Here is a 26,438-nt window from a genome sequence, read left to right as displayed (position 1 = left end):
AAAAGAGGACTTATTTTAATTTTGCAATACCAAATCCAGTCATTCCCCATAACATCGCAAAGACAATACCACTCCAACATAATACAGCCCAAGGTAGATAAGAGAGTGTGGCTACACCGAGTGTACCTGCCATATATGCCCCCGCGGCTGTCCAAGGTAGGATCGGCTCAATGACTGTAGCAGAGTCTTCAACGGTTCGACTGAGGTTTTTAGGATGTAATCCGCGTTCAGTGTAAGCCTCTTTTAACATTTCGCCTGGAATTAAGATAGAAATTTGTCCATTACATGTCACCCCAATCATTGTTAATCCGCAAAGGATAGTCGCAAAGATTAAAGATGCTGTTGATTTTACTAGTTTAAGCAAATAGTTGATGATCACGTCTAACGCGCCGCTCAGTGACAAAATACCCGCAAAAGATAATGCACAGAAACAGATTAATAACGTTCCCATCATAGAATTCATTCCGCCTCGATTGAGGAGTCGAGCTAAATCAGCACTAATTGGTATGTCACTTTTGATCATTGAAACATTAAAACCGTTAACTGCACTATTGACCACATCATGTAATGAAAAGCCTTGAATAACTAATGCATTTAATATTGCAATAGCGGCTGAAAGCAGCATTACAGGAATTGTTGGTTTTTTAGTAATGGATCCCCATAGAATAATGATGACAGGAATAATTAACAAAATGACATTAAAATGGTAAATCTGTTCTAATCCTGCAAGCATCGCTAACACCTTTTCTGGTGTTGCAACATCATGAAAATTACCGCTCATACCGTAAATAACATAAATGATCGCTGACAGTATGAAAGAAGGTAGCGTGGTATAAAGCAAATGAGCGATATGTTCATAAAGATCAACACCCGTTGCAGCTGAAGCAATGTTTGTTGTATCGGATAATGGCGATAATTTATCTCCAAAATATGCACCCGCAACGACTGCACCTGCCGTTGCTGCTAAATTCGCATCTAATCCGATTGCCACGCCCATAAAGGCAACACCAACAGTGCCAGCCGATCCCCAAGATGTACCAGTACAAACAGATACAATAGAGGTTAAAACAAGTGCGGTGATATATAAGAATTGAGGGTCGATAATTTTTAAACCGTAATAAATCATCATAGGGATTGTACCGCCAGCAATCCAAGTACCGATTAATAATCCAACAGTAATTAAAATTAACAATGCGGGCATTGTTTTAGCTATTTTAGCTGCGATCGCGTTTAAGATATCGCTGTAATTGTACCCTAAATGTTTTACTAAAAATCCAGCAAAGACACAGGAAATTACCATCAATGGTTCAGGCGGTAAGTCAAAGAATGCATAACCTAAACCTAATAGAACCAACATAACCAATATAGGAGATAAAGCTTGTGGTAATGTGGGGGTTTTTATTTCATTATTCATGATTAAGCTCCTCTTGCATTAATAACGCTAGACCTTGTTTCATTCTTTCCAAACTCTCTTTTAATAAAGCACGTGGCATAGCGACATTCATTCTAAAAAAAGACAGACCTTCTTTACCGAAATCACTTCCCCAAGACACCTCAATACGGGATAAATCAAGAAACCAATGTCTCAATTTTTCTTCACTGATCTGTAGCTTGCTATAATTAACCCAAATAAGATAAGTTCCTTCACTGTTTATCATCTCTAGTTGTGGTATCTCCTGGGTGAAAAAGTTTTTGACAATCAATTTGTTATGAAAAATATAATCTCTTAATTCATCAAGCCAGTCGTCACAATATTGATAGGCAATCTGAAGTGCTGGAATGGAAAAGAAATTTGGATTATGCATACCTAAAGCTTGCATATGACCTTGAAATTTATCTCTGACATTTTTATTGCAAATAAGTAAATTGGAAATTTCTAGTCCGGGAATATTGAATGTTTTGGCGGGCGATGTACAAATGATTGAATGTTTTTCAACATATGAGCTTATTGCCGAAATGATGATATGTTTGCTACCAGAAAAATCGAAATCAGCATGAACATCATCAGATAAAATAAACACACCATATTTTTCAGCTAACGTAGCAATTCGTTGTAAATCACGATGTGACCAGACGGTACCGGTTGGATTATGTGGTGAGATTAAAATAAACGTTTTGGCTATTTGGAAACATTTTTCTAATTGAGAGAAATCAATCGTATATTTGCCTGCTTGATAAATTAATGCACAAGATTCAACTGTTCGTTTATTTAATAAGATAGCGTTGACAATAGGTGCATATGAGGGTGTTAGAATAGCGATACTTTCTGTTGGAAAAGTAAACTCTTTAATATAAATAGAAATCGCTTGAATGATTCTCGGGCAAAAAATAATGTACTCATTTGCGATCTCATACTGATAATGGCGAAGTAAATATCTTCTTACAATATTATGGTAATTATCAGGTAATACCGTATAGCCATAGATTCCAGTTCTATTTTGTTTTGCTAAATAATTGATGAGCATTTGAGGCGCAGGTAAATCCATATCTGCAACAGACATTGAAATCATATCCTTGCCGTATTTACGAGTAATTGCCCATTTAGCACTATGACAATCTGATCTATCAGTAAAAACATCAAACAAATTATCCGTCATACATGTTCTCCAATATTGGATTTATATAAACTTTAGAACTTGAGGTAGATTGTTGGAATTGTTAAATCTGGTATTTCTATTACGTTTTTTCTTTTTTGTGATATAAGCCACAATAACCAATAATCTTAATTGTTAAGTGAAATAACGTAATTGATCCTCCCATTGTTTTACTAAATTATGTCTCTGAAACTTATTTGTTCAGGAGAAATCATTTATGTCCACTTACTTCGACAAAATTGAAAAAGTAAATTATGAAGGTGTAACTTCATCTAATCCGTTTGCATATAAGCATTATGATGCTAATCAAGTTATTTTAGGTAAGACGATGGCTGAACACTTACGTTTAGCCGTCTGTTATTGGCACACTTTCTGTTGGACAGGGAATGATATGTTCGGTGTCGGTTCTTTCGATCGTTGTTGGCAGAAGGCGAGTGATTCATTAGCAGGTGCAAAACAAAAAGCAGATATCGCTTTTGAATTTTTCAGTAAATTAGGCATACCTTATTATTGTTTTCATGATGTTGATGTTGCGCCAGAAGGTCATTCATTTAAAGAATATTTGTCGAACTTTAATACAATGATCGATGTTTTAGCGCAGAAACAAGAAGAAACAGGCGTCAAATTGTTGTGGGGGACTGCAAATTGTTTTACACACCCTCGTTATATGTCTGGTGCTGCAACAAATCCGAATCCAGAAATTTTTGCTTGGGCTGCTGCACAAGTATTTACTGCCATGGGGGCAACTCAGCGTTTAGGTGGTGAAAATTATGTTTTGTGGGGAGGACGTGAAGGATATGAAACGTTATTAAATACCAATTTAAAACAGGAGCGAGAGCAAATTGGACGTTTCATGCAAATGGTGGTTGAGCATAAATATAAAATCGGTTTTAACGGGACTTTGCTGATTGAACCAAAGCCACAAGAGCCAACGAAACATCAATATGACTATGATGTGGCGACCGTTTATGGCTTTTTAAAGCAGTTTGGTTTAGAAAAAGAAATTAAAGTGAATATTGAAGCTAATCACGCAACATTAGCTGGACACACTTTCCAGCATGAAGTCGCCATGGCTACAGCGTTAGATATTTTTGGTTCTATTGATGCAAATCGTGGTGATCCACAATTAGGTTGGGATACCGATCAATTCCCTAATAGCGTAGAAGAAAATACTTTGGTCATATATGAAATTCTCAAAGCAGGGGGCTTTACAACCGGTGGTTTTAATTTTGATGCTAAAATCCGTCGGCAGAGTACGGATCCTTACGATTTATTTCATGGACATATTGGCGCGATTGATGTACTTGCCTTATCACTAAAATGTGCGGCGAAAATGCTTGAAGAGCAAGCTTTACAAAAAGTCGTCAATCAACGTTATGCTGGTTGGACATCATCACTTGGTCAACAAATCTTACTAGGTCAAACTTCGTTAGCTGAGCTGGCTCAGCGAGTAGAAGTGCAGGGATTCGATCCACAACCTATTTCAGGTCAACAAGAGTATTTGGAAAACCTCGTTAATCACTATATTTTCAGTAAATAGATCATAAAAGTGCGGTATAATTTTTGTTATATTTTATACCGCACTTTTTAGGGGGAAAGAATATGTATATCGGCATTGATTGTGGTACACAAGGTACTAAAGTCATCGTGGTAGATAGCCAGCAGAGACAGGTGATTGGTGTGGGCTATGCGCCGCATACGATCATTGAAAATAGTGAAGGTCGCCGTGAACAACAGCCTCAATGGTGGACGGACGCCTTAGTCAGCGCATATCAACAAGCGATAAAACTCGCCCAAATCGAACCGCACTTGATTAAAGGGATTGGAGTCTCGGGGCAACAGCATGGTTTGGTGCTGTTAGATGACAATGATCAACCGTTATACAATGCAAAACTTTGGTGTGATACCGAAACTGCGGCTGAAAATGCGGAATTTATCCGATTGTTGGGCGGTCAAGAAAAAGCGTTCTCACAGTTAGGTATCATGCCCCAAACAGGCTATACCGCCTCAAAAATTTTATGGTTTAGAAAGCAGTATCCTGAACAATATCGTCGTATAGCCAAAATCATGCTCCCACATGATTATTTGAATTATTGGCTAACGGGACATTTTTGTATGGAATATGGTGATGCCTCAGGGACAGGTTATTTTGATGTGGTGCAACGTCAGTGGCATCTCGAGGCGTTTAAATTACTGGCGCCAGAATTAGACCCACATCAAGTTTTACCGCCATTACGTTCTGCCCAACAAAAGATTGGTCAGGTACGTGCTGAAATTGCCGCCCTATTAGGCTTATCAGAAAATGTTATTGTGTCCACGGGTGGTGGCGATAATATGATGGGGGCGATTGGGACGGGCAATATTCAGCAAGGTATTGTAACGATGAGTTTAGGCACCTCAGGCACACTCTATGCCTATACCGATAAACCACTCACGGATTTACCGATGGAAATTGCCAATTTCTGTTCAAGTACAGACGGTTGGTTACCCTTGGTTTGTGTGATGAACATGACCTCTGCCAATAAAAATCTGATGGATTTATTACAGATTGATGTGGCTAAATTTAACGAATTTATTCAACAAAGCCCAATTGGTGCAGAGGGTATCACCATTCTGCCTTTCTTTAATGGTGAACGTGTTCCGCCATTGCCACAAGCTAAGGCGAGTATTTTAGGGGTGGATGCAGCCAATTTTACTCAACCGAATTTATGCCGAGCGATGATGGAAGCTGCCAGTTTTACTTTACGTTACGGCTTAGATTTATTCCGTCAAGCCGGCTTATCGACTTCACAAATCCGTTTAATTGGTGGGGGAGCTAAAAGTGCGGTATGGCGTCAAATGATTGCGGATATCATGAATACTGAAGTGGTTTGTTTGAAAGAAGACGAAGCCGCTGCACTCGGTGGCGCAATCCAAGCCATGTGGGTGAATGGTGAAGGGGCTTTAGCTGATTTATGTCACGCCTTTGTGCATCTTGATACGACATCTCTTGTACAACCTAATCCAAAAAGTGCGGTGGAATATGAGCGAGTTTATCAGCGTTATTTAGTACTTTTACAACAACATTATTAATTGTCTCGTAAAATCAAGTAATAGGTTAAGTGATACCTTTCATTTAACCTATTTTTATTGCCTCTTTTTTATCTGTTGAAAACAGAGTTATCCAAGGGGAAAAAGTGGTATTCACAGGCGATTTCATTCTACATTTTTATGTGCAAATTTGCGTATAACTCTTTGTGCAAACCCCACACAGTGATAAACTAACCCACAATTTTTTCGATTTATAAACCGTTTTTCATTTACAGGTATCTCAATGCGTACAAGTCAATATTTATTCTCAACCTTAAAAGAAACGCCTGCTGAGGCGAGTATTGTTAGCCATCAATTAATGTTACGTGCGGGCATGATTCGTCCGTTAGCATCGGGGCTCTATACTTGGTTGCCGACCGGGTTGCGTGTCTTAAATAAAGTAGAAAAGATTATCCGTGAAGAAATGGATAAAAGCGGTGCGTTAGAAGTGAAAATGGCGGTCACGCAACCAGCAGAATTATGGCAAGAGTCTGGTCGTTGGGAAGAGTATGGTCCGGAGTTATTGCGTTTTAAAGATCGTGGCGAGCGTGATTTTGTGATTGGACCAACCAATGAAGAAGTGATTACCGATTTAGTGCGCCGTGAATTGAGTTCTTATAAGCAGTTACCATTGAATTTATATCATATTCAAACCAAATTCCGTGATGAAGTTCGTCCGCGTTTCGGCGTAATGCGTTCGCGTGAGTTTGTGATGAAAGATGCATACTCTTTCCATACTACTCATGAGTGTTTGCAAAATACTTATGATGTGATGTATGAAACCTATTCGAATATTTTTAACCGCTTAGGGTTAGATTTTCGCGCAGTGCAAGCGGATACAGGTTCAATTGGTGGGAGTGCATCTCATGAATTCCAAGTGTTAGCACAAAGTGGTGAAGATGATGTGGTGTTTTCCACCGAGTCAGATTTTGCCGCAAACATTGAACTTGCCGAAGCGGTGGCATTAGGTGAACGTGGTGCGGCAACAGAAGAATTACGTGTCGTGGATACGCCTAATGCAAAAACCATTGCGGAATTGGTAGAACAATTTAATCAACCGATTGAAAAAACCGTCAAAACCTTAGTCGTCCACGCGACGGAAGAAAGTGGTCACAAGTTAGTGGCCTTGTTAGTACGTGGTGATCACGAACTGAATGAAATTAAAGCGGAAAAAGTCGATATTGTGGCAAGCCCATTACAATTCGCCACAGACGAAGAAATCCGTGCAGTAGTTGGTGCAGGGACGGGGTCGCTAGGTCCAATCAATTTACCAATGCCGATTGTGATTGATCGCACCGTCGCCAATATGGATAACTTCTCAGCCGGTGCGAATCAAGATGGCAAACATTATTTTGGTATTAACTGGGAACGTGATTTACCTGTGCCACACATTGCCGATTTGCGTAATGTAGTGGAAGGCGATCCAAGTCCAGATGGTAAAGGTGTGCTACAAATCAAACGTGGTATCGAGGTTGGGCATATTTTCCAATTAGGCACCAAATATTCTGCGGCAATGAACGCCACTGTACAAGGTGAAGATGGTCGCCCGCAAACCATGATTATGGGCTGTTATGGGATTGGTGTCACTCGTGTGATTGCGGCTGCGATTGAACAGCATCATGATGAGCGTGGCATTATTTGGCCAGACAATATTGCCCCATTCAAAGTGGCGATTGTGCCGATGAATATGCATAAATCGGAAAGCGTGCAACAATTTGCGGAAGAATTATACCGCACTTTAACTGCCCAAGGCGTGGAAGTGATTTTTGATGATCGTAAAGAGCGTCCCGGTGTGATGTTTGCGGATATGGAATTGATCGGCGTGCCACATATGATCGTGATTGGTGAGAAAAATCTCGAGAAAGGTGAAATTGAATATAAATATCGTCGTTCTGGTGAAAAAGAAATGATTGCCAAAGATCAATTATTAGACGTCTTAAAGGCGAAATTCGCCAGCTAAGTCGAAGAATAGACAACAAAAAATGCGAGTTAATTACTCGCATTTTTATTTGATAGGGTCATTACTTAATTTTGTCTAAAACTTCACGAACTAAACGTCCAATTTCTTCCCAATTTTTCTCTTGAATTAATTTTTTCTCTACAAACCAAGAACCACCACAAGCGACAACATTTGGGATTGCTAAATACTCTTGAATGTTATGTAAACTAATTCCCCCTGTTGGCATGATTTGTAATTGTGCATAAGGACCCAGTAAGGCTTTAATCATTCTTACGCCACCAGAAGCTTCGGCTGGAAAGAATTTTACTGCTGTAATGCCCATTTCAAGCGCTGCTTCAATCGACATTGGATTGTTTATACCTGGCGTAATAGGAAGTTGTAATGCTTGACAAAGTTTGACAATGTTAGGATTAAAACCTGGTGTAACAATAAAATCAGCACCTGCATTTTTAGCTTGGATGACTTGTTCTGATGTGAGTACCGTACCTGCCGCAATTAATATATCTGGGTAATGTTGACGAACTAAACGGATCGCTTGTTCTGCTGCTGCAGAGCGAAAAGTGATCTCTGCAACAGGTAAGCCATTTTTTGCTAAAGTCTCTACTAAGGGTAAAATTGCCTCTGCTTCTTCTACTGCAATAACTGGCACAATTTTAATCGTTCTTAACTTTTCAATAATTTGAGCAGTCTTATATTTCATAGAAATCCTTAAATATGATTAGTTGAATTTGTTTATTAGATGAGATGTCACAGATTTGTCGATAATTGCACCTCGGTGCTGGATGACGAGCCTTGCTAATTGATGACCTTGTTCACAGCAAGTATATAATGGTTTACCTTGTAAATAGCCATTAAGGAAACCTGCATTAAACGCATCGCCAGCGGAAGTTGTATCAACAATATTTTTGACTTCTTGTGTAGGCACTACGCATTGATTGCCATGGTGATCACTGAAAATTGCCCCAGATTTTCCTTGTTTGACGACGACGTCTTTGACTCCCATTTGTTTTAAACGATGGATAGTATCAATAGCATTTTTATCTTGCCAAATTGCGTGTTCGTCCTCGAATGTGACTAATGCTAGATCAACGATAGGTAAAAGTGCGGTATAAATTTCTTGTGTTTTTTCTCGTGATTCCCAAAGTGCAGGACGGTAATTACTATCAAAAGCAATTTTTACGCCTTGTTTTGCAAGTACAGTTAATTCTGCAAGCAATGATATTCTGTCATTATCAGGTAAAATGGCTAACGAAATGCCACTTAAGTAAATCATATCTACAGTTATTAGTGCTTCAAATACTTTTTTAATATCAATATGTTGTAACAAATAACGGGCAGCAGATTGATTACGCCAATATAAAAACGTTCGCTCACCTTGTGTATCTAGTTGAATTAAATAGAGACCTGCGTGCCGTTTCGGGTCACGCAGTACCCAATTGGTATTGATACCATCAGTTTGCCAATGCTCAATCATTTGTTGGCTAAGTTTATCTGTTCCCATTACTGAGATATACTGTACTTCAAGTGCTGTTGATGGTGTAATACGCGTTAAATAAGTTGCTGTATTTAGTGTATCTCCACCATAGGTTTGGTACATGTGACCAAATGCATCACCATTTAGCTCAATCATACATTCACCAATAATTGCTATTTTTTTCATGGATGTTCCTTATTTAAAATAGCGTTTTGCATTATTGAAACAAATATTTTGAACCATATTACCTAACAATGTTAGGTCATTTGGCGCCTCTCCATTTTCAACCCAACATCCTAATTTTTCACATAAGATACGACGGAAATATTCATGGCGAGTATAAGAAAGAAAACTACGAGAATCCGTCAACATACCAACAAATTGACTTAATAATCCCAGTTGAGATAGTTGTTCTAATTGACGCTCCATGCCATCTTTTTGATCGTTAAACCACCAACCTGAGCCAAATTGAATTTTGCCGGCAATGCCATCACCTTGGAAATTACCTATCATACTACCAATTACTTCATTATCACGAGGATTTAAACAATATAAAATTGTTTTAGGTAATTGATTGGTTTTATCCATTGCATCTAATAGTTTTGAAAGTGGTTCTGCAAACATACGATCACCAATAGAATCAAAACCACTATCAGCACCTAATAGTCTAAACATTCTGCTGTTATTATTACGAATCGCACCAATATGAAATTGCATCACCCACTGACGTTTATGATATTCTTGTCCTAACCAAACTAAGATTGCGGTACTAAATTGCGAAATTTGTAGTTCTGTCAATGGTTGGTGTTGGCGACGGTGATGTAGGATTTTGTCTAGTTCTTGTTCTGTTGGGATGTCAGCAAAGCGGACAATTTCAATACCATGATCGGCAGATTTACAACCATGTTGTTCAAAATGATCAAGCCTTTTTAAAATAGCTTGTTGTAATGTTGAAAAATTAGTAATTTCAATATCAGCGACTTCAGCAAGTTGTTGTATATAATCATTAAATGTTGGGAGTTCGATTTTAAAAATTTTGTCTGGTCGCCAACTTGGTACCACATCAATATCAAATGTTTTATCTTCTGCAATTACTTTATGGTAGTGTAAAGAATCAATGGGGTCATCCGTCGTTCCTGCGAGTTTGACATTCATCTGCTGCATAATACCTCGTGCAGAAAACGCGGGTTGTTGCAACATTTCATTACATTCATGCCAAATTGTTACCGCATTTTCAGGATTAAAGAGCTTACTATGAATGCCAAACGGACGACGTAGTTCTAAATGTGTCCAGTGATAAATGGGGTTACCAATACAAAGGGGGACCGTTTTTGCCCAAGCTAAATATTTTTCATAATGAGTAGCTGAACCTGTAATGAAGTGTTCTTCAATGCCTGCAGTTCGCATTGCACGCCATTTATAGTGATCGCCTTCTAACCAAATTTCTGATAAATCTTTAAATTGTCGATTTTCAGCAATTTCTTTGGGATTGAGATGGCAATGATAATCAAAAATAGGCATATTTTCTGCATAGTCATGATACAGTTTTTCTGCAGTTCTTGTTGAAAGTAAGAAGTTTTCGCATAGAAAGGATTTCATCTTATTTCCTCCTTAAAATAACTTATTACACACCGCTATAAGCTGAGAAACCACCATCAATAGGCAAGACAACGCCGTTCACAAAGCTTGAATAGCGTTCATCAATTAAGAATAAAATGCCTCCCACTAACTCTTCTGCTTCTCCAAAACGCCCCATTGGCGTGTTGGTTAAAATTTTATGTGCTCGTGCTGTTGGACTGCCATCAGTATTAAATAACAAAGTACGATTTTGATTGCTTACTAAAAAACCTGGTGCGATCGCATTGCAACGAATACCAACATGAGAGAAATGTACAGCAAGCCATTGTGTAAAATTACTGATAGCGGCTTTCGCTCCTGAATAGGCAGGAATTTTAGTGAGTGGGGTAAATGCATTCATGCTAGAAATATTGATAATGCAACAGCCTTGTTTTCCTATCATTTCCTTCACAAAAACTTGAGTCGGAAGAAGTGTGCCAAGGTAATTGAGGTTGAAAACAAACTCGACACCACTTTTGTCTAAGTCAAAAAAAGATTTGGTTTTTTCAGGTAATTCAAATTCATGAAATTCATTATCTGTTGTGGCTTTAGGATTATTACCGCCAGCACCATTAATGAGGATATCGCAGGAACCAAAGTCCTGTTTAATGTGCTCATTTGTTGCTTGAATGCTACTGAGTTCTAACACATTAGTTTGATAACCTTTAGCAATACCTCCCGATTGATTGATCTCTTCTGCAAAATAGTTTGCCATTTCCAGGTTAATATCTAATAAGGCGATTTTAGCGCCTGTTTTGGCGAGTTGCTTAGATAAGAAACCACATAATACGCCGCCAGCGCCAGTAATGACGATAACTTTGTCTTTAAATTGATGATTAAATGGAATTTGCATAATTTTTCCTTATTAGTAATAGTATTCGATGTTTACCTAAACGATTTAATTACATTGGTGAATAATTAAGGAATAATTTAGGTAGCAATAAGCTGATATCAGGGATAAATGTCACCATTAATAAAGTAACAATGAGCGCAATGAAAAATGGCAGCATCGGTTTTAATACGCGATCAATGCTCACATGCCCTACTGAACAGCCAATAAATAAAGCGCTACCAACAGGTGGTGTACAGATACCAATACAGAGGTTAAATGTCATGATGATCCCGAAATGGACGGGATCGATACCTAATTCCATAGCAATAGGTAAGAAAATAGGTGTAAAAATCAACACCGCTGGCGTCATATCCATAAACGTACCTACGATTAGTAGGAGTACTGTGATAAATAACATAATAACGATTGGATTAGCAGAAACAGCGAGTAAAGCATCTTGAATCAAATAAGGAATATCCGCATTTGCCATTGCCCAAGACATACCTGATGAAGCGCCTATGAGTAATAGAACAATTGCGGTTGTTACACTTGATTCCAAGATTATCGCAGGGAGTTCTTTAATTTTTACTTCTTTATAGAATCCAACAGCAAGCACTAAAGTATAGATTACAGCAATAGCAGAAGCCTCTGTTGCAGTAAATATTCCAGCGATAATACCGCCAATGACAATGAAAATAAGTAATAAAGAAGGTAGCGCATCAATAGTTTTTAACATGACGTCTTTGCAACTTGGCCTTGGTTCAAGTGGATATTTTTTCTTTTTGGCAATAAAACCAGCTACAAGCATAATGCCTAATCCCATCAATATTCCTGGTAAATAGCCAGCTAGAAAGAGTGCTGAAATGGATGTACCACCTGAAACGAGAGAATAAACAATTAATGTGTTACTTGGTGGGATAAGTAATCCCGTTGGGCAAGATGCAATATTGACTGCGGCTGAAATTTCAGGATCATAACCTTCTTTCTTTTGTAAAGGTGACATAATCCCACCCATTGCAGCAGCTGAAGCAACAGCGGAGCCAGAAATTGAGCCAAATAACATATTCGCAAGTACATTACTGTGGAATAATGATCCCGGTAATCTAGCACCTAATGCTTTTGCTAATGCAATTAAACGGATGGCAATGCCACCACGATTCATGATATTGCCTGCTAAAATAAAAAAAGGAATTGCTAACAACGCAAAATTATCCAAACCAGATGCCATTTTTTGAGTGACAACAGTTAGGGCACTATCTAATGGTAAACTAATCATAATTGTAATTAATGTTGAAATCGCAATCGCAAAAGAAATTGGTACGGAAAGCGCTAACATTAAAATGAAAGAACCAAAAAGGGCGAGAATACTTGTCCATTCCATAAGTAAATTGCTCCTTAATTAAGTTGTTGACCCGTTTTATCAAATTTTGAAACGAGGTCTATAAGAATATAGAACACCATAATTGCTCCAGAAACAGGTAAACAAAGGTAAATAATTCCCATGTCTATACCAAGTGATGGCGAAATTTGTCCAGATATATGCGTATCCCATGCAAGATTAGCGCCACCATAAACGAGAACAAATCCTGCAAAAAAGAGCATCACACAAGAAATGAAGATTTCAAGAATAGTCTTATTTTTCCCTTTACTTTTCATGAGTAATAAGTCAATCGCAAGGTGTCTTTTTAGCCCCGTTGCATAAGCTGCCCCGATAAGACCTACCCACATAAAGAGAAAACGAGCTAGTTCATCAGTCACAATACTTGCTGCATTGAGAATATAGCGAGAGATAACTTGCCAAATGACACAGGCTACGAGAACGGAGGAAAGCGATACTAAGAAATAGATTAATATTTGGTTCACCAATTTTAAAAATCTTTCCATAAAAAACCCCTTGAGTCTATAACATGAAACGAATTCTATAATGATTTTCTCATTTTAAATGAGATCATTGTCACATTTTTATAATTGGAATTCCAATTTTGTGTTTTTTTGTGATCTTTATCTCATTTTTTAATAAATTGTTTTGACTGAAATGCGAAAAAATACAAATATTGGTGTGCCAAATATTATTTTTTGGTCTGATGTGAATTTAATGATAAAGGGGATGAAGATGAAAAGATTCTTATTAAATACAGTGATTACGACAGTTGTTCTAGGATTGTCTTTTAATGCGTTAGCGAGCACTACGTTAAAATTAAGCCATAATCAAAATAGATCCCATCCAGTTCATGAAGTATTGCAATACATGGCTAAGCGTACTGAAACATTAACAGATGGAGCACTAAAAATCCGAGTCTACCCGGATGCTCAACTTGGTTCACAACGTGAATCTTTGGAACTTGTACAAAAAGGAGCTTTAGCATTAGCAAAATCGAATGCCGCTGAGCTAGAAGCGTTTAGTAAGCCATATGGCGTATATAATTTGCCTTATTTATTTAATAGTAAGGAACATTATTATAAAGTGATGGAAAGTCCGATTGGACAAAATATTTTACAGTCTTCAAAAGAAAATGGCTTTATTGGTTTAGCTTACTTAGATGCTGGCGCAAGAAGTTTTTATACATCAAAACCAATTAAAACACCTGAGGATTTAAAAGGTTTGAAAGTACGAGTCCAGCCTAGTCCGACAGCCGTAAATATGGTGCAATTCTTGGGGGGAAACCCAACACCATTAGCCTATGGTGAACTTTATACTGCGCTTCAGCAAGGAGTAGTTGATGCTGCTGAAAATAATATTCCATCTTATACATTGAGCCGTCATAGTGAAGTATCTTTTTAGTTTAGATGAACACACAATGGTGCCAGATGTGTTAGTCATCTCAACAAAAATATGGGATGCTTTGAGTGAAAATGAACAACGAGCATTGAAACAAGCTGCTGATGAGGCTACTGCTAAAATGCAAGAGCTTTGGGTTGCTTCTGAAAATAAAGAAAGAGAATCTGCGATTAAGCAAGGCTCAACATTTGTAGAAGTAGATAAGTCGACATTCAAAGCTGCGGTTATCCCAATGTATGAAGAATTACAAAAAACAGATCCTGACACATATAAAATTGTAGAAGAGATCCGTAAACTGCAGTAGGTATGTTATATTAAATTATAATTTGTTATACCAATATTTAGATTGGTACTGTTATTGTTGGAATATTTGAGGCTTTTTAATTATGAGTGAAAACTATTCATTACGATCTTATAAGAAAATTGGTGAATTATTGAAAGATGAGCTCCGCAAAGGAATCTATACAATTGGCGAGCGATTACCTCCAGAACGTGATATTGCAGAACGTTTTGATGTCAGCCGTACTGTCGTTAGAGAAGCATTAATTATGTTGGAGCTAGAAAACTTAATTTCTGTTAGAAAGGGTTCTGGTGTCTATATCATTAATTTACCAAGCAGTAATGATAGTTTTGATTATTTAGATGTAGGACCATTTGAATTGTTGCAAGCTCGACAATTATTAGAAAGCAGTATTGCCGAATTTGCAGCAATTCAAGCGAACCGTAATGATATTGTACGATTGAAAGAAATTTTAAAGCGTGAATATGTTACGTTAGAGCAAGGTGGTAATGATGATTATTCTGAAGATGAAGAATTTCATACTGCGATTGCTGAAATAACGCAGAATGAAGTTTTAATTCAGATGCAAAAAGATCTATGGAAATATCGTTCGAATCCAATGTGGAAAGGGCTTCATTCGCATATTAAAGTGCATCATTATCGTCGCTTATGGTTAAAAGATCATGAGGCAATTCTCAATAGTATCCAACGAAAAGATCCTGCGCTTGCTAAAAAAGCCATGTGGCAGCATCTTGAAAATGTAAAACAGAAATTATTTGAATTATCTGATCTTGATGATCCTGATTTTGATGGTTATTTATTTAATCGGAATCCTGTTGTTGTTGGAATATGAACTTAAATCATCAAAGAACGTTTTACAAAAGAATAATATTTACTACGTTAATCTAGTACGGTCTAGTAAATAATGAATTTATCGTTACTGCTTTTTCAATAACTAATATTGATTGTTTTATTTATGATGAACTTAAATAGGATGTGTTTAAGTGACACAGTACCAATTAAGTTATTAAGATTTCCATTTAATGGATATATAAGCCTCTGGAAAGTAATTAGCTATTTTCATATTACATCATATATAACTCTGTTAAGAATAATTTAAGGATTATTGTATTAATATGAAATGTACCCAGAATATATCATCAATAAATCTTATAAATCATAATCAATAAAATAGTTAGAAAAACTGATAAAAGTAAACTCTCCCTAAAAAGGTAGCGAAAGAAAAGTATCAATGTCGATGGATGAGTGAACATTATTTACAGGCCAAATAATCTTAAATGGAGAATTTTATGGAACAAACATGGCGTTGGTATGGCCCCCAAGATCCGGTTTCATTAGCAGACATTCGTCAAGCAGGTGCAACAGGAATCGTTACTGCGCTTCACCATATTCCAAATGGGCAAATTTGGTCAGTGGAAGAGATTGAGAAGCGTAAAGCAGATATTGAAAAAGCTGGTTTGGTTTGGTCAGTCGTGGAGAGTGTGCCTGTTCATGAAGAAATTAAAACACAAACAGGGCAATATCAACAATGGATCGAAAATTATAAACAGACGCTACGTCATCTTGCCAAATGTGGTATTGATACGGTGTGTTATAATTTTATGCCTGTATTAGATTGGACTCGGACAGATTTGGCATACCAAATGCCAGATGGTTCAAAAGCTTTACGATTCGACCATATCGCCTTTGCTGCCTTTGAATTATATATTTTAAAACGCCCAAATGCAGAGCAAAGTTATTCTGCTGAAGAGTGCTCGCAAGCAAAAACCTATTTTGAAAAAATGAGTAAGCAGGATATTCAACAATTGACGAATAATATTATTGCGGGCTTGCCTGGCGCGGAAGAAGGTTATACTTTAAGTGAATTTCAAGGGCAGCTAGATCGTTATCAAAATATCACGCCAGAGAAATTTCGTACGCATTTGGCGTATTTCTTAAATGAGATTATTCCTGTTGCAGAGGAAGTGGGGATTAAAATGGCAATTCATCCTGATGATCCTCCTCGTCCAATTTTAGGTCTCCCACGTATTGTTTCGACAATTGAGGATATGCAGTGGTTTGTCAAAACTCAACCATTAGCGGCGAATGGTTTTACAATGTGTACGGGATCTTATGGAGTTCGTTCAGATAATGACTTAGTGAAAATGACGGAACAATTCTCTGATCGTATTTACTTTGCACATTTACGTTCTACTTGTCGTGAAGAAAATCCACTGAGTTTTCACGAAGCGGCACATTTAGAAGGCGATGTGGATATGTTTAATGTTGTCAAAGCTCTCTTAACGGAAGAATACAGACGAAAAGCTAATGGAAATGGTCGTTTAATTCCAATGCGTCCTGATCATGGTCATCAAATGCTTGATGATTTGAATAAAAAAACAAATCCAGGTTATTCAGCAATTGGTCGGCTAAAAGGTTTAGCAGAATTTAGAGGATTGGAGTTAGCTCTCAAAAAAGTTTATTTTGAAAGATAATAAACGCGTAAAACAAAAAATGCGAGTTAATTACTCGCATTTTTTATGTTTGAAAAGCGAAAATAACGTTGTGATTATTTTCTGGCTAATGGTGGTATGAAGGTTAAACCTAAATCCCAAGGCTGTTCAATCCAAGTATTTTGTGGAATATCGATCACATAATCGTCAACTAATGCCGCACCGGCGGGTTTTGCGAATACCGTCACAAATTTAGCTTTTGGATACATGTCACGGATAGCACGTGCTGTATTGCCTGTATCCACTAAGTCATCCACTACGATGAAACCTTCGCCATCACCTTCGGCACGATGTAATACTTTTAATTCGCCTTGTTCAACATGATCGTGATAGCTAGCGATACAGACGGTTTCGATATGACGAATGCCCAGTTCACGTGCAAGTACTGCCGCAGGAAATAATCCACCACGGCTGACAGCAATAATGCCTTTCCATTGTGAAGCAGGAAGTAAGCGCTCCGATAATTTACGCGCGTGCATTTGGAACATGTCCCAAGTCACTACATATTTTTCGCTCATAAATACACCTTTTGACAAAGAGGGGGTAAAATTTACCCATAAATTAAAAAATTGCGTTAGGATAACGCGAAATCGCCTTTTATGCTATAATTTTACTGATTTTTTTCGTATTTTTTATGAGCAGAACAGGCGTACATATTTCTGAAGAGGAGACCACAATGTCAGAAATCAAAACACTACAACCAACATTATTATGGAAATGGTTTAGCCAAATTTGCGCTATTCCACATCCGTCTTATCATGAAGAGCAAATTGCACAATTCATTGTGCATTGGGCAAAAGGCAAAGGGTTTTATGCTGAGCGTGATGAAGTCGGCAATATTTTGATTCGTAAACCTGCCAGTGCGGGTATGGAAAACCATGTGCCGGTGGCATTACAAGCGCACTTAGACATGGTGCCTCAAGCGAATGAAGGTACCGTGCATGATTTTACCAAAGATCCTATTCAACCTTATATTGATGGTGAGTGGGTAAAAGCAAAAGGGACAACACTTGGTGCTGATAATGGAATTGGTATGGCGTCTGCGTTAGCGGTGTTAGATAGTGATGATTTGGTACATCCTCCGTTAGAAGTCTTATTGACTATGACAGAAGAGTCTGGCATGGAAGGTGCGATTGGGTTACGTCCAAATTGGTTACAAAGTGAAATCATGATCAACACCGATACGGAAGAAAACGGTGAAATCTACATTGGGTGTGCGGGCGGTGAAAATGCCAATATTACGTTGGAAATTGAGCGTAAGCTGAATACTTTTGAACAAAGTTATCAGCTTATTTTAAAAGGGCTTTCTGGTGGACACTCAGGTGGTGATATTCATACTGGTCGTGCAAATGCGATTAAAGTACTTGCCCGTTTTTTAGCCAAACTTACCCAAGATAAGCCAGACTTCCAATTTGCATTAAGTGATATTCGTGGTGGGTCGGTGCGTAATGCGATTCCTCGTGAAGCCTTTGCAACACTTGCTTTTAATGAGGATTTAGCCACTTTACAACAAGCAGTCAGTGAGTTTGAGGGGATATTAAAACATGAGTTAGTGAAAGTTGAACCTAATCTGTCATTGACGCTGAAACCTGTCGAGAATGCGGATACAGTGTTTTCACAAAACACGACGCAAAAAGTCATTCATTTACTTAATGTACTGCCAAATGGCGTGATCCGTAATAGTGATGCGTTAGAGAATGTTGTGGAAAGTTCGTTAAGTATTGGTGTATTACGTACCGAAGAAAATGAAATTAAAGGGACGATTTTGATTCGTTCACTCATTCATAGTGGTAATCGCTATATTGGCAGTTTATTAAAATCATTGGCCGCGTTAACAGGCGCAGAAATGACGCTGAGTGGCTATTATCCTGGTTGGGAGCCACATAATGATGCGCCTATTGTCGGATTAACGGAAAAGGTCTATGCCGACGTCTTGGGCTATGCTCCGGTTGTGAAAGTGATCCATGCAGGCTTAGAATGCGGTTTACTGAAAAAGATTTATCCGGATATGGATATGGTATCAATTGGACCGACGATCCGTAATGCGCACTCACCAGATGAAAAAGTGCATATTCCTGCGGTACAAACCTATTGGGCGCTACTGACGAAGTTGTTAGCTGCGATTCCAGCAAAATAAGCATTAAACGAGCATAACAATGCAGTGAATATGTTGACATATTCACCGCATTTTTTCTTACACTAACAAAAGTTCAATATCCATTTCTTTAATCTTTTCTTGCGCGTTGATGAGCAAAGCTTTATCGCAAATAATTTGATCTAATGTATCCAGAGCATAGAGTAAAAACGTCGCGACTTTGCCGTATTTTGAGGAGTCTGTGACAAGGATATTCCGTCTGCTAGCTTGTACAATGGCACGTTTAACCGGTAATTTATTTTCATCTGGTGTCGTCAATCCTTGTAAATTCCATGAGGAAGTCGAAATAAAGGCGATATCAATAGAAATGTTCCGCAAAAATTGGGCAGATAATTCCCCCACAGAAGAACGATTTTCTTTACACACTCGCCCCCCAGTATGAATTAAGTCACAACGTCCATTGCTAATTAAGTAATCCACAATGCCAAAATCATTGGTGATTACCAATAAGTCATCACGATCTGTAATCTGTTTGGCGATTTCTAAAGTGGTGGTGCCTGCATCTAAATAGATCGTTGCATTGGCAGGAATCAGATTTGCGGCGACTAAACCAATCGCTGATTTTTGTTGATGAAATAACAGCGATTTATCATCGCGAGTAGGCTCGGAAATTAACCTTTCTAATAGCTGTACTCCCCCCGAAACAGAAACGACTTTGCCCTTTTCTTCCAATTTTTGAATATCGCGACGAATGGTCATGTGGGAAACACCCATTAATTCGACCAGATTCGTAATGCGGACAATACCTTGTTGATGAATTAAATTAAGGATTTTCTTTTGACGTTCTGCGGGGATTAACATGCTTTTACATCCATTTAACCAAAATTAAGGCAAATTATACGCTGATTTTTTTTATTCTGTGTAAGTTTTCTATTTTAAGGCTTAAAAATAAACGCATTTAACAAAATTTAACATTGATTTGTTAAATTTTGAGATCTCGATCGCAGATTTATTTTATAAAAGGAGGCAATATAGTGTTAGTCGAACACCCGTTAAAATCTGAGTGGAGGAACTTATGAATCAAAATATTTCAGTCGCCGTGATTGGCTTAGGTGCAATGGGAATGGGCGCCGCGCAATCTTGTATTCGAGCAGGATTAACAACTTACGGTGCAGATCTGAACCCGCTTGCCTTGGAGAAACTTAAAGCCGAGGGAGCAAAAGGCGTATCACAAAGCGCGGTGGATTTTGCACAAGAATTAGATGCGGTGTTGTTGTTAGTTGTCAATGCTAGCCAAGTGAATACAGTGCTATTTGGCGAGAAAGGCTTGGCAAGTCATTTAAAACCAGGTACTGCGGTGATGGTCTCTTCTACCATTTCTGCACAAGATGCGCAGCAGATTTCACAAAAATTAACAGAGCTAGGGTTGGTGATGTTAGATGCGCCTGTTTCTGGAGGGGCAGCAAAAGCGGCGGCAGGCGAGATGACCGTGATGGCATCTGGTTCTCAACAAGCTTTTACGAAATTGCAACCAGTCTTAGATGCGGTGGCGGGTAAAGTGTATAACATCGGTGAAGAAATTGGCTTAGGGGCAACCGTGAAAATTATTCACCAATTACTCGCGGGGGTACATATTGCCGCGGGTGCAGAAGCCATGGCATTAGCAGCTAGAGCTGGTATTCCACTCGATTTAATGTATGACGTGGTGACTCATGCTGCAGGGAATTCTTGGATGTTTGAAAATCGTATGAAGCACGTTGTAGAGGGCGACTATACCCCACTGTCTATGGTAGATATTTTTGTGAAAGATTTAGGTCTTGTCACGGATACTGCAAAATCTTTGAAGTTCCCGTTACCGCTAGCAAGCACGGCGTTTAATATGTTTACGTCAGCCAGCAATGCGGGGTATGGCAAAGAAGATGATAGTGCGGTGATTAAGATTTTTAGTGGCATTGAATTACCACAGAAAAAAGGAGCGTGATTATGTTAGGTGTCATTGCAGATGATTTTACTGGTGCGAGTGATATTGCCAGTTTTCTAGTGGAAAATGGGCTTGCTACCGTACAGATGAATGGGGTGCCTAAGCAGTCGTTGACAGCGCCTGTGGATGCGATTGTGATCAGTTTAAAGTCACGTTCTAATCCCGTTGATGAAGCCATCGCTCAATCTTTACAAGCACTACATTGGTTACAACAACAGGGCTGTACTCAGTTCTATTTTAAATATTGTTCCACCTTTGATAGTACAGCAAAAGGCAATATTGGTCCTGTGACGGATGCATTATTGGATGCGTTAAACGCGGATTTCACGATTATTTGCCCAGCTTTACCGGTTAATGGTCGCACTATTTTTAATGGTTATCTGTTTGTTGGTGAGGTGCTATTGAATGAATCCGGTATGCAAAATCACCCGATTACGCCGATGAAAGATGCCAATTTAGTGCGCTTGATGGATCAACAAGCGCTCGGGAAAACAGGACTTGTGTGCTATGCGGATCTGTTGAAAGGCAGTGACTATGTGAAATCGTGTTTTCGTACTTTACAACAACAAGGCTTCCGTTATGCAGTCGTGGATTCTGTCGATAATGATCAATTAGCTGTTTTGGCAGAAGCCATTACAGACTTGAAATTGGTGACGGGTGGATCGGGATTAGCTGCTTATATGGCGGCGCGTGCTAGTGGTGGTCAGCATGGCGACAATGCGTTATTGCCACCAAAAGGTAAAACGGTGGTGCTGTCAGGGTCTTGTTCTGTGATGACCAATAAACAAGTGGCGAAATATGCAGAAAAAGCACCGCACTTTTATTTGGATGTTGAACAAAGCCTATCAAATCCTGCGTATGCCGATGTGCTAGCAAAATGGGTTATTGCTCATTTAGATCACGATTTGGCGCCTATGGTGTATGCCACGGTATCACCCGATAAGCTCAAACAAATTCAAGCGGAATTTGGTGTGGAAAAAGCTAGCCAAGCGATCGAAAACACATTTGCACAGCTCGCGCAAAAACTGAAAGCCGCTGGGGTAGTGAACTTCATTACTGCGGGTGGAGAAACGTCAAGCATTGTGGTTCAGCAACTTGGTTTTACAGGCTTCCAAATCGGTAAACAAATTGCTCCCGGAGTGCCTTGGTTAAAAGCATTAGATGAAGATATTTATCTTGCTTTGAAATCAGGGAATTTCGGGACAGAAGACTTTTTTGCTTTCGCACAAGGAATGTTGATATGACAGAACTCGAACAAAAAAAAGAAATGGTGAATCTTGCGCGCTCATTATTTGAACGAGGCTATAGTGTGGGGGGCGCAGGAAATTTGTCTGTACGTTTAGATGAGAAACGTATTTTAGTCACGCCAACGGGCTCTTCTTTGGGGCGTTTAGAGGCGGACAGTCTCTCTGTATTGGATATGGAAGGCAACTTGTTATCGGGTAAGAAGCCCTCTAAGGAGTCTGTCTTTCATTTGGCGATGTATCACAAAAATCCGGCATGTCATGCCATTGTTCATTTACATTCAACTTATCTCACTGCCCTTTCGTGTTTAGAGGGGCTCAATCCAGATAATGCGATGAAAGCATTCACACCCTACTATGTGATGCGTGTCGGCAAGCTTCCGGTGATTCCTTATTATCGCCCCGGTGATACGAATATTGCGCGTGAACTGAGTGAGCGCGCATTACTGAGCAAAGCGTTTTTATTGGCCAATCACGGTGTGGTTGTAACGGGAACCGATTTGGTTGATGCCGTGGACAATACCGAAGAATTAGAGGAAACCGCAAAATTGTATTTCCTCTTAAAAGGCCAACAAGTTCGTTATCTGACCGATGACGAAGTGAAAGATCTCGAAAAGAGGGGAAAATAGTATGCCAAAATTTGCTGCAAATTTAACCATGATGTTTACTGAAGTGCCTTTTTTAGATCGTTTTGAAGCGGCGTCGAAAGCGGGCTTTAAATATGTGGAATATTTATGGCCTTATGACTATCCCGCCTCAGTGTTAAAAGAAAAATTGGTGCAATATGGGCTGAAGCAAGTGTTATTTAATACGGCTGCGGGAAATATTGAACAAGGGGAGTGGGGCGTGTCAGCGATTCCGGGACGCGAACAAGACAGTCATCGTGATATTGATTTAGCCTTGGAATATGCGCTAGCACTCGATTGCCCGAGTGTTCATATTATGGCAGCGGTTGTACCAGAAGGTGCGGATCGCGAGCTGTATAAACGTACCTTTGTGCAGAATCTTCGTTACGCGGCAGAAAAATTCAAACCGCATGGTATTAAGATTCTACTCGAAGCCTTAAGTCCACAGGTGAAACCAAATTATTTGCTAAAAAGTCAATTTGATACATTAGACATTGTGAATTTAGTTGATCGGGATAATGTCTTTATCCAGCTTGATTATTTTCATGCCCAAAATGTCGATGGCAAGTTGTCACAGCTGACAGATTTGTTGAAAGACAAAGTGGCACATATTCAAATTGCCTCGGTACCAGATCGTCATGAGCCGAATGAAGGAGAAATTAACTACACTTATTTATTTGATAAGTTAGATCAAATGGGCTATCGCGGCTTTATTGGCTGTGAATATAAGCCAAAAATCGAAACTGTCGTCGGATTAGATTGGTTTGCGCCTTATAAAGACGCGTAAGTCAGGAGCGCTAAGATGAATTATCAATTACTGTCTTATCCGTTAGATATCAAGGATCCCGGGTTTCCCGGGGAGCCGACACTGACTTTCGAAAGTAGCACGAGCATTGCCGAAGGGGATGTTTATAACAGTGCCATTATTCATTTATTTAATCATTTTGGTACACATTTTGATGCGCCAAAACATTTCAATCCAAATGGCTTATCTATTTCAGAACTGCCATTGAGTACATTTATTTATGAAAAACCGTTGTTAGTTGATATTCCCAAAGCACCCGGTACATTAATTGAACCTGAAGATCTGGCGCCTTATTTGACACAAATGCAACAAGCGGACTCTCTTTTCATTCGTACGGGGTTAGAGCAGTTACGCCAAACCGACCCGCAACAATATGCTGCAAATGGCGGCGCTGTCAGTATCCAAGCAGCGAAATATTTGATTGATCATGCGAGTCATTTAAAAGCGATTGGTTTTGATTTTATTTCCTTGGCATCGCCGGCAAATCCCGAACATGGTGTGGAAGCACATCAAGTGATGCTTGGGATGTATAAGCCAGCCTTTATTTGCATTATTGAAGATATGAAATTATCTCAAGTGAACAGTGAAACGTTAATGCGGGTATTAGCGATGCCTTTATTAGTCAAAGGAATTGATAGCGCACAAGTGACTGTGCTTGCAGAGGAGAGATAAGATGCATTCAAGTAAACCTTATTTTTGGGGAAGTGTGTTTCTTTTGTTCACGTTTTTAGGTGCCTATCTTGCTTCGGCAATAGATCGCGATTTTGGTCGAATTGAGGTGAGCCATGTGAGCTTTATGACAGAAGAAATGCAACCGATGGCCGCGAAGCTATATCGTCCAGTTTCTGCTACGGCAGACACACCGAAGCCAGGACTTTTGGCATTGCATGGCTATCAAAGTGATAAAGAAGCAACCAGTACATTTGGTGCGTTGGAGCTGGCTAAGCGCGGTTTTGTGGTGCTAGCGATCGATCATTTTGGACATGGCTATTCTACTAAGTTACCCGCTTCAAATAAAAATATGAGTGGAGCGAATAATGGTTATCAATATTTAAAAACGTTGCCGTTTGTAGATAACACACGGTTAGGTCTCTTTGGTCACTCTACTGGCGCGTTAAATGCAATTCGCGTGGCAAAACTCAATCCAGATCACAAAGCTGTCAATGGATTAAGTAGCAATGGTGGTGAGATGACATTGAATAACTACTTATTGACACAAGGATTGTACGAAGAAATCGGTGGCTATCGTGAAAGAACCTTCCCTGTAAAAAGTTTGATTCATCATCCTAACCGCCTGAAAGCATTTGGGTTAGGCGAAAATGAAACTTTGCAGTGGGATCATACCTATGGTGACTTTAACACCGGTTCTGCACGTCGTGCGGCAATGGTCGATGGTACCCATCTTGGGGTGATGATTGCTTCCCAGAGTAATAAAGAAGCCATTCTTTGGTTTAATCAAGCATTGCAACATGGCGAAAAAGGTGCGGATTGGATTGATCCTGACCAACAAACCTATTGGTATAAAGAACTTACAGGGTTATTTGCTTTAGCTTGTGCTTTGCTTGCCACATTATGTTTTGCCAGCGGACTTTTAAAAACGACCTATTTTGGCGTGATGAATCAAGCCGTCACAGAAAAGACAGCAATTTCGAGCAAACAATGGTGGGGCTTTACGCTGATTAATATTGTGCTGACATTACTGCTCTATCCGCTATTTACCCAGTGGGGCGGTGCGAATGAACCGATTGCCGCGAAATTGAGTTTTATGCCACTTGAAATGGGAAATGGCATTATTTTATGGCTCGTTGTGAGTGGGCTTGTCGGTAGTCTTTTATTTGGCTTGTGGCAAAGAAAAGCACAGTTTTGTTGGGCAGAGTTTGGTGTGTTGAGCCAATCTGCTTCCTTGACAACGGCGCAACTGATTGGACGTTATTTATTACTCAGCTTATTGTTATTTGCCGGTTTATATTTCCTTGTCAGTCTGATTTATCAATATTTCCATGTTGAGTTACGTTTCTTATGGCCATTATTGAAGCCATTAACGGTAGAGCGGTTTAATTTATTTATCGTGTATTGGTTACCTATTTTGGTCTTTTTCTTCGTGTTCAACGGTTTGATCGTGTCAGTCCAAATGAAACAAAAAGTGGCGAGTTCGTTTACAGCAACATTGTTGATCTGGAGTTTCAAAACCGCACTTTTTGCTACTGGTGGTTTAATTATTTTATGGTTATTCCATTTTGTTCCTGGTTTTATGCAAATCGGTCCGGGATTTGATGTGGTGGGACTGCCACAATTTGGTGGACGTTGGATGATGATGTTAGCCGTTATTATTCCACAGTTTATTGTCTTCACCGTGATCAATCACTGGTGCTATTTAAAAACAGGCTATATTTATTTAGGGGTATTTTTCACCTCTCTGTTAATGACTTGGGTGTTAGTCGGAGGTCAAGTCATTGGGCGATTCTTAGCCTAAACCTTTATTTCGTCACAGTCGTGTTGTTATTCATTCGAAAAATGCCCTGTTGTCAGTGGGTAGGGCATTTCTTACATAATAACCCTTAAACTGCAT

The 26,438-nt window shown here is 39.1% G+C and carries 22 protein-coding genes and 1 pseudogene; 13 read left to right on the top strand and 10 right to left on the bottom strand.

From position 1 onward, the window contains the following. Positions 1-10: 10 nt before the first annotated feature. Both nhaC and CKV69_RS07725 read right to left on the bottom strand, forming a co-directional pair. The gene (nhaC, locus tag CKV69_RS07730; RefSeq protein WP_014326490.1) at positions 11-1,414 is read right to left on the bottom strand and encodes a Na+/H+ antiporter NhaC; all 1,404 of its coding nucleotides are present in this window, start codon (positions 1,412-1,414) and stop codon (positions 11-13) included. After that, on the bottom strand, positions 1,407-2,597 hold the full coding sequence (locus tag CKV69_RS07725; RefSeq protein WP_014326489.1) for a MalY/PatB family protein: 1,191 nt from the start codon (positions 2,595-2,597) through the stop codon (positions 1,407-1,409). The genes nhaC and CKV69_RS07725 overlap by 8 nt, the downstream gene beginning before the upstream one ends. Before the next feature lie 214 nt (positions 2,598-2,811). On the opposite strand from CKV69_RS07725, the gene xylA reads away from it, so the two are divergent. From xylA to proS, 3 genes are all read left to right on the top strand, one after another. Then, positions 2,812-4,134, top strand: coding sequence for a xylose isomerase (gene xylA / locus CKV69_RS07720; RefSeq protein WP_014326488.1), 1,323 nt, complete (start codon positions 2,812-2,814; stop codon positions 4,132-4,134). A gap of 62 nt (positions 4,135-4,196) precedes the next feature. Beyond that, on the top strand, positions 4,197-5,666 hold the full coding sequence (gene xylB, locus CKV69_RS07715) for a xylulokinase (RefSeq protein WP_014326487.1): 1,470 nt from the start codon (positions 4,197-4,199) through the stop codon (positions 5,664-5,666). A 241-nt stretch (positions 5,667-5,907) separates the two neighbouring features. Next, entirely contained in the window at positions 5,908-7,623 is a 1,716-nt protein-coding gene (proS, locus tag CKV69_RS07710) for a proline--tRNA ligase (RefSeq protein WP_005757558.1), read from the top strand. 61 nt (positions 7,624-7,684) lie between these two features. Here the strand turns inward: proS and CKV69_RS07705 are convergent, their stop codons facing one another. Genes CKV69_RS07705 through CKV69_RS07680 form a run of 6 tightly spaced genes read right to left on the bottom strand, consistent with a single transcriptional unit; the run spans position 7,685 to position 13,430 of the window. Continuing rightward, positions 7,685-8,323 carry a bifunctional 4-hydroxy-2-oxoglutarate aldolase/2-dehydro-3-deoxy-phosphogluconate aldolase gene (locus CKV69_RS07705; RefSeq protein ID WP_005754908.1) on the bottom strand — a complete coding sequence of 213 codons (639 nt, stop codon included), beginning with the start codon at positions 8,321-8,323 and terminating at the stop codon, positions 7,685-7,687. Positions 8,324-8,341: 18 nt separating this feature from the next. Further along, entirely contained in the window at positions 8,342-9,283 is a 942-nt protein-coding gene (locus CKV69_RS07700) for a sugar kinase (protein ID WP_014326486.1), read from the bottom strand. Between the two features lie 9 nt (positions 9,284-9,292). Continuing rightward, complete coding sequence (gene uxaC / locus CKV69_RS07695) at positions 9,293-10,696, bottom strand: glucuronate isomerase (RefSeq protein ID WP_014326485.1); 1,404 nt, start codon at positions 10,694-10,696, stop codon at positions 9,293-9,295. A 25-nt stretch (positions 10,697-10,721) separates the two neighbouring features. Continuing rightward, entirely contained in the window at positions 10,722-11,567 is an 846-nt protein-coding gene (locus CKV69_RS07690) for an SDR family oxidoreductase (RefSeq protein WP_014326484.1), read from the bottom strand. A 49-nt stretch (positions 11,568-11,616) separates the two neighbouring features. Continuing rightward, positions 11,617-12,927, bottom strand: a complete 1,311-nt coding sequence (locus CKV69_RS07685; protein WP_014668377.1) for a TRAP transporter large permease — start codon at positions 12,925-12,927, stop codon at positions 11,617-11,619. 14 nt (positions 12,928-12,941) lie between these two features. After that, positions 12,942-13,430: a TRAP transporter small permease gene (locus CKV69_RS07680; protein WP_014326482.1), complete on the bottom strand. Its 489-nt coding sequence runs from the start codon at positions 13,428-13,430 to the stop codon at positions 12,942-12,944. Positions 13,431-13,659: 229 nt separating this feature from the next. On the opposite strand from CKV69_RS07680, the pseudogene CKV69_RS10835 reads away from it, so the two are divergent. The 3 genes and pseudogenes from CKV69_RS10835 to uxuA all read left to right on the top strand — a co-directional run bounded on the left by CKV69_RS10835 (position 13,660) and on the right by uxuA (position 17,100). Then, positions 13,660-14,629 (top strand): annotated as a pseudogene (locus tag CKV69_RS10835) (TRAP transporter substrate-binding protein). Between the two features lie 82 nt (positions 14,630-14,711). Next, positions 14,712-15,458, top strand: coding sequence for an FCD domain-containing protein (locus CKV69_RS07670; protein WP_005752716.1), 747 nt, complete (start codon positions 14,712-14,714; stop codon positions 15,456-15,458). Positions 15,459-15,915: 457 nt separating this feature from the next. Beyond that, the gene (gene uxuA / locus CKV69_RS07665; RefSeq protein WP_005754896.1) at positions 15,916-17,100 is read left to right on the top strand and encodes a mannonate dehydratase; all 1,185 of its coding nucleotides are present in this window, start codon (positions 15,916-15,918) and stop codon (positions 17,098-17,100) included. A 74-nt stretch (positions 17,101-17,174) separates the two neighbouring features. Here the strand turns inward: uxuA and gpt are convergent, their stop codons facing one another. Continuing rightward, positions 17,175-17,636: a xanthine phosphoribosyltransferase gene (gene gpt / locus CKV69_RS07660; RefSeq protein WP_014326479.1), complete on the bottom strand. Its 462-nt coding sequence runs from the start codon at positions 17,634-17,636 to the stop codon at positions 17,175-17,177. Positions 17,637-17,794: 158 nt separating this feature from the next. On the opposite strand from gpt, the gene CKV69_RS07655 reads away from it, so the two are divergent. Then, complete coding sequence (locus tag CKV69_RS07655; RefSeq protein WP_005757556.1) at positions 17,795-19,255, top strand: aminoacyl-histidine dipeptidase; 1,461 nt, start codon at positions 17,795-17,797, stop codon at positions 19,253-19,255. Positions 19,256-19,312: 57 nt separating this feature from the next. Here the strand turns inward: CKV69_RS07655 and CKV69_RS07650 are convergent, their stop codons facing one another. Next, entirely contained in the window at positions 19,313-20,074 is a 762-nt protein-coding gene (locus CKV69_RS07650) for a DeoR/GlpR family DNA-binding transcription regulator (protein WP_005717875.1), read from the bottom strand. 214 nt (positions 20,075-20,288) lie between these two features. Between CKV69_RS07650 and ltnD the strand changes: the two genes are divergently transcribed. From ltnD to CKV69_RS07620, 6 genes are read left to right on the top strand one after another with little or no spacing between them, the layout of a single operon-like run. After that, positions 20,289-21,194: an L-threonate dehydrogenase gene (gene ltnD / locus CKV69_RS07645; RefSeq protein WP_014326478.1), complete on the top strand. Its 906-nt coding sequence runs from the start codon at positions 20,289-20,291 to the stop codon at positions 21,192-21,194. Positions 21,195-21,196: 2 nt separating this feature from the next. Next, positions 21,197-22,438, top strand: coding sequence for a 3-oxo-tetronate kinase (otnK, locus tag CKV69_RS07640; protein WP_016504417.1), 1,242 nt, complete (start codon positions 21,197-21,199; stop codon positions 22,436-22,438). After that, entirely contained in the window at positions 22,435-23,067 is a 633-nt protein-coding gene (otnC, locus tag CKV69_RS07635) for a 3-oxo-tetronate 4-phosphate decarboxylase (protein WP_005751985.1), read from the top strand. Before otnK ends, otnC begins: the two co-directional genes overlap by 4 nt. Before the next feature lies 1 nt (position 23,068). Continuing rightward, on the top strand, positions 23,069-23,851 hold the full coding sequence (otnI, locus tag CKV69_RS07630; RefSeq protein WP_014326476.1) for a 2-oxo-tetronate isomerase: 783 nt from the start codon (positions 23,069-23,071) through the stop codon (positions 23,849-23,851). 15 nt (positions 23,852-23,866) lie between these two features. Further along, positions 23,867-24,541: a cyclase family protein gene (locus CKV69_RS07625; protein ID WP_005723974.1), complete on the top strand. Its 675-nt coding sequence runs from the start codon at positions 23,867-23,869 to the stop codon at positions 24,539-24,541. Position 24,542: 1 nt separating this feature from the next. Then, on the top strand, positions 24,543-26,342 hold the full coding sequence (locus CKV69_RS07620; protein WP_014326475.1) for an alpha/beta hydrolase: 1,800 nt from the start codon (positions 24,543-24,545) through the stop codon (positions 26,340-26,342). The last annotated feature ends 96 nt before the right edge of the window (positions 26,343-26,438 follow it).

The sequence above is a fragment of the Pasteurella multocida genome, from assembly GCF_900187275.1.
Lineage (GTDB): Bacteria > Pseudomonadota > Gammaproteobacteria > Enterobacterales > Pasteurellaceae > Pasteurella > Pasteurella multocida.
This window is presented reverse-complemented; position numbering and strand designations above follow the sequence as displayed.

Coding starts and splice junctions, on each gene's coding strand:
- CKV69_RS07690 (WP_014326484.1), bottom strand. CDS start 11,567: ATGCAAATTCCATTTAATCATCAATTTAAAGACAAAGTTATCGTCATT.
- CKV69_RS07650 (WP_005717875.1), bottom strand. CDS start 20,074: ATGTTAATCCCCGCAGAACGTCAAAAGAAAATCCTTAATTTAATTCAT.
- CKV69_RS07620 (WP_014326475.1), top strand. CDS start 24,543: ATGCATTCAAGTAAACCTTATTTTTGGGGAAGTGTGTTTCTTTTGTTC.
- nhaC (WP_014326490.1), bottom strand. CDS start 1,414: ATGAATAATGAAATAAAAACCCCCACATTACCACAAGCTTTATCTCCT.
- CKV69_RS07685 (WP_014668377.1), bottom strand. CDS start 12,927: ATGGAATGGACAAGTATTCTCGCCCTTTTTGGTTCTTTCATTTTAATG.
- ltnD (WP_014326478.1), top strand. CDS start 20,289: ATGAATCAAAATATTTCAGTCGCCGTGATTGGCTTAGGTGCAATGGGA.
- CKV69_RS07705 (WP_005754908.1), bottom strand. CDS start 8,323: ATGAAATATAAGACTGCTCAAATTATTGAAAAGTTAAGAACGATTAAA.
- xylA (WP_014326488.1), top strand. CDS start 2,812: ATGTCCACTTACTTCGACAAAATTGAAAAAGTAAATTATGAAGGTGTA.
- CKV69_RS07670 (WP_005752716.1), top strand. CDS start 14,712: ATGAGTGAAAACTATTCATTACGATCTTATAAGAAAATTGGTGAATTA.
- CKV69_RS07700 (WP_014326486.1), bottom strand. CDS start 9,283: ATGAAAAAAATAGCAATTATTGGTGAATGTATGATTGAGCTAAATGGT.
- otnC (WP_005751985.1), top strand. CDS start 22,435: ATGACAGAACTCGAACAAAAAAAAGAAATGGTGAATCTTGCGCGCTCA.
- uxuA (WP_005754896.1), top strand. CDS start 15,916: ATGGAACAAACATGGCGTTGGTATGGCCCCCAAGATCCGGTTTCATTA.
- CKV69_RS07680 (WP_014326482.1), bottom strand. CDS start 13,430: ATGGAAAGATTTTTAAAATTGGTGAACCAAATATTAATCTATTTCTTA.
- otnK (WP_016504417.1), top strand. CDS start 21,197: ATGTTAGGTGTCATTGCAGATGATTTTACTGGTGCGAGTGATATTGCC.
- otnI (WP_014326476.1), top strand. CDS start 23,069: ATGCCAAAATTTGCTGCAAATTTAACCATGATGTTTACTGAAGTGCCT.
- proS (WP_005757558.1), top strand. CDS start 5,908: ATGCGTACAAGTCAATATTTATTCTCAACCTTAAAAGAAACGCCTGCT.
- xylB (WP_014326487.1), top strand. CDS start 4,197: ATGTATATCGGCATTGATTGTGGTACACAAGGTACTAAAGTCATCGTG.
- CKV69_RS07725 (WP_014326489.1), bottom strand. CDS start 2,597: ATGACGGATAATTTGTTTGATGTTTTTACTGATAGATCAGATTGTCAT.
- gpt (WP_014326479.1), bottom strand. CDS start 17,636: ATGAGCGAAAAATATGTAGTGACTTGGGACATGTTCCAAATGCACGCG.
- CKV69_RS07655 (WP_005757556.1), top strand. CDS start 17,795: ATGTCAGAAATCAAAACACTACAACCAACATTATTATGGAAATGGTTT.
- uxaC (WP_014326485.1), bottom strand. CDS start 10,696: ATGAAATCCTTTCTATGCGAAAACTTCTTACTTTCAACAAGAACTGCA.
- CKV69_RS07625 (WP_005723974.1), top strand. CDS start 23,867: ATGAATTATCAATTACTGTCTTATCCGTTAGATATCAAGGATCCCGGG.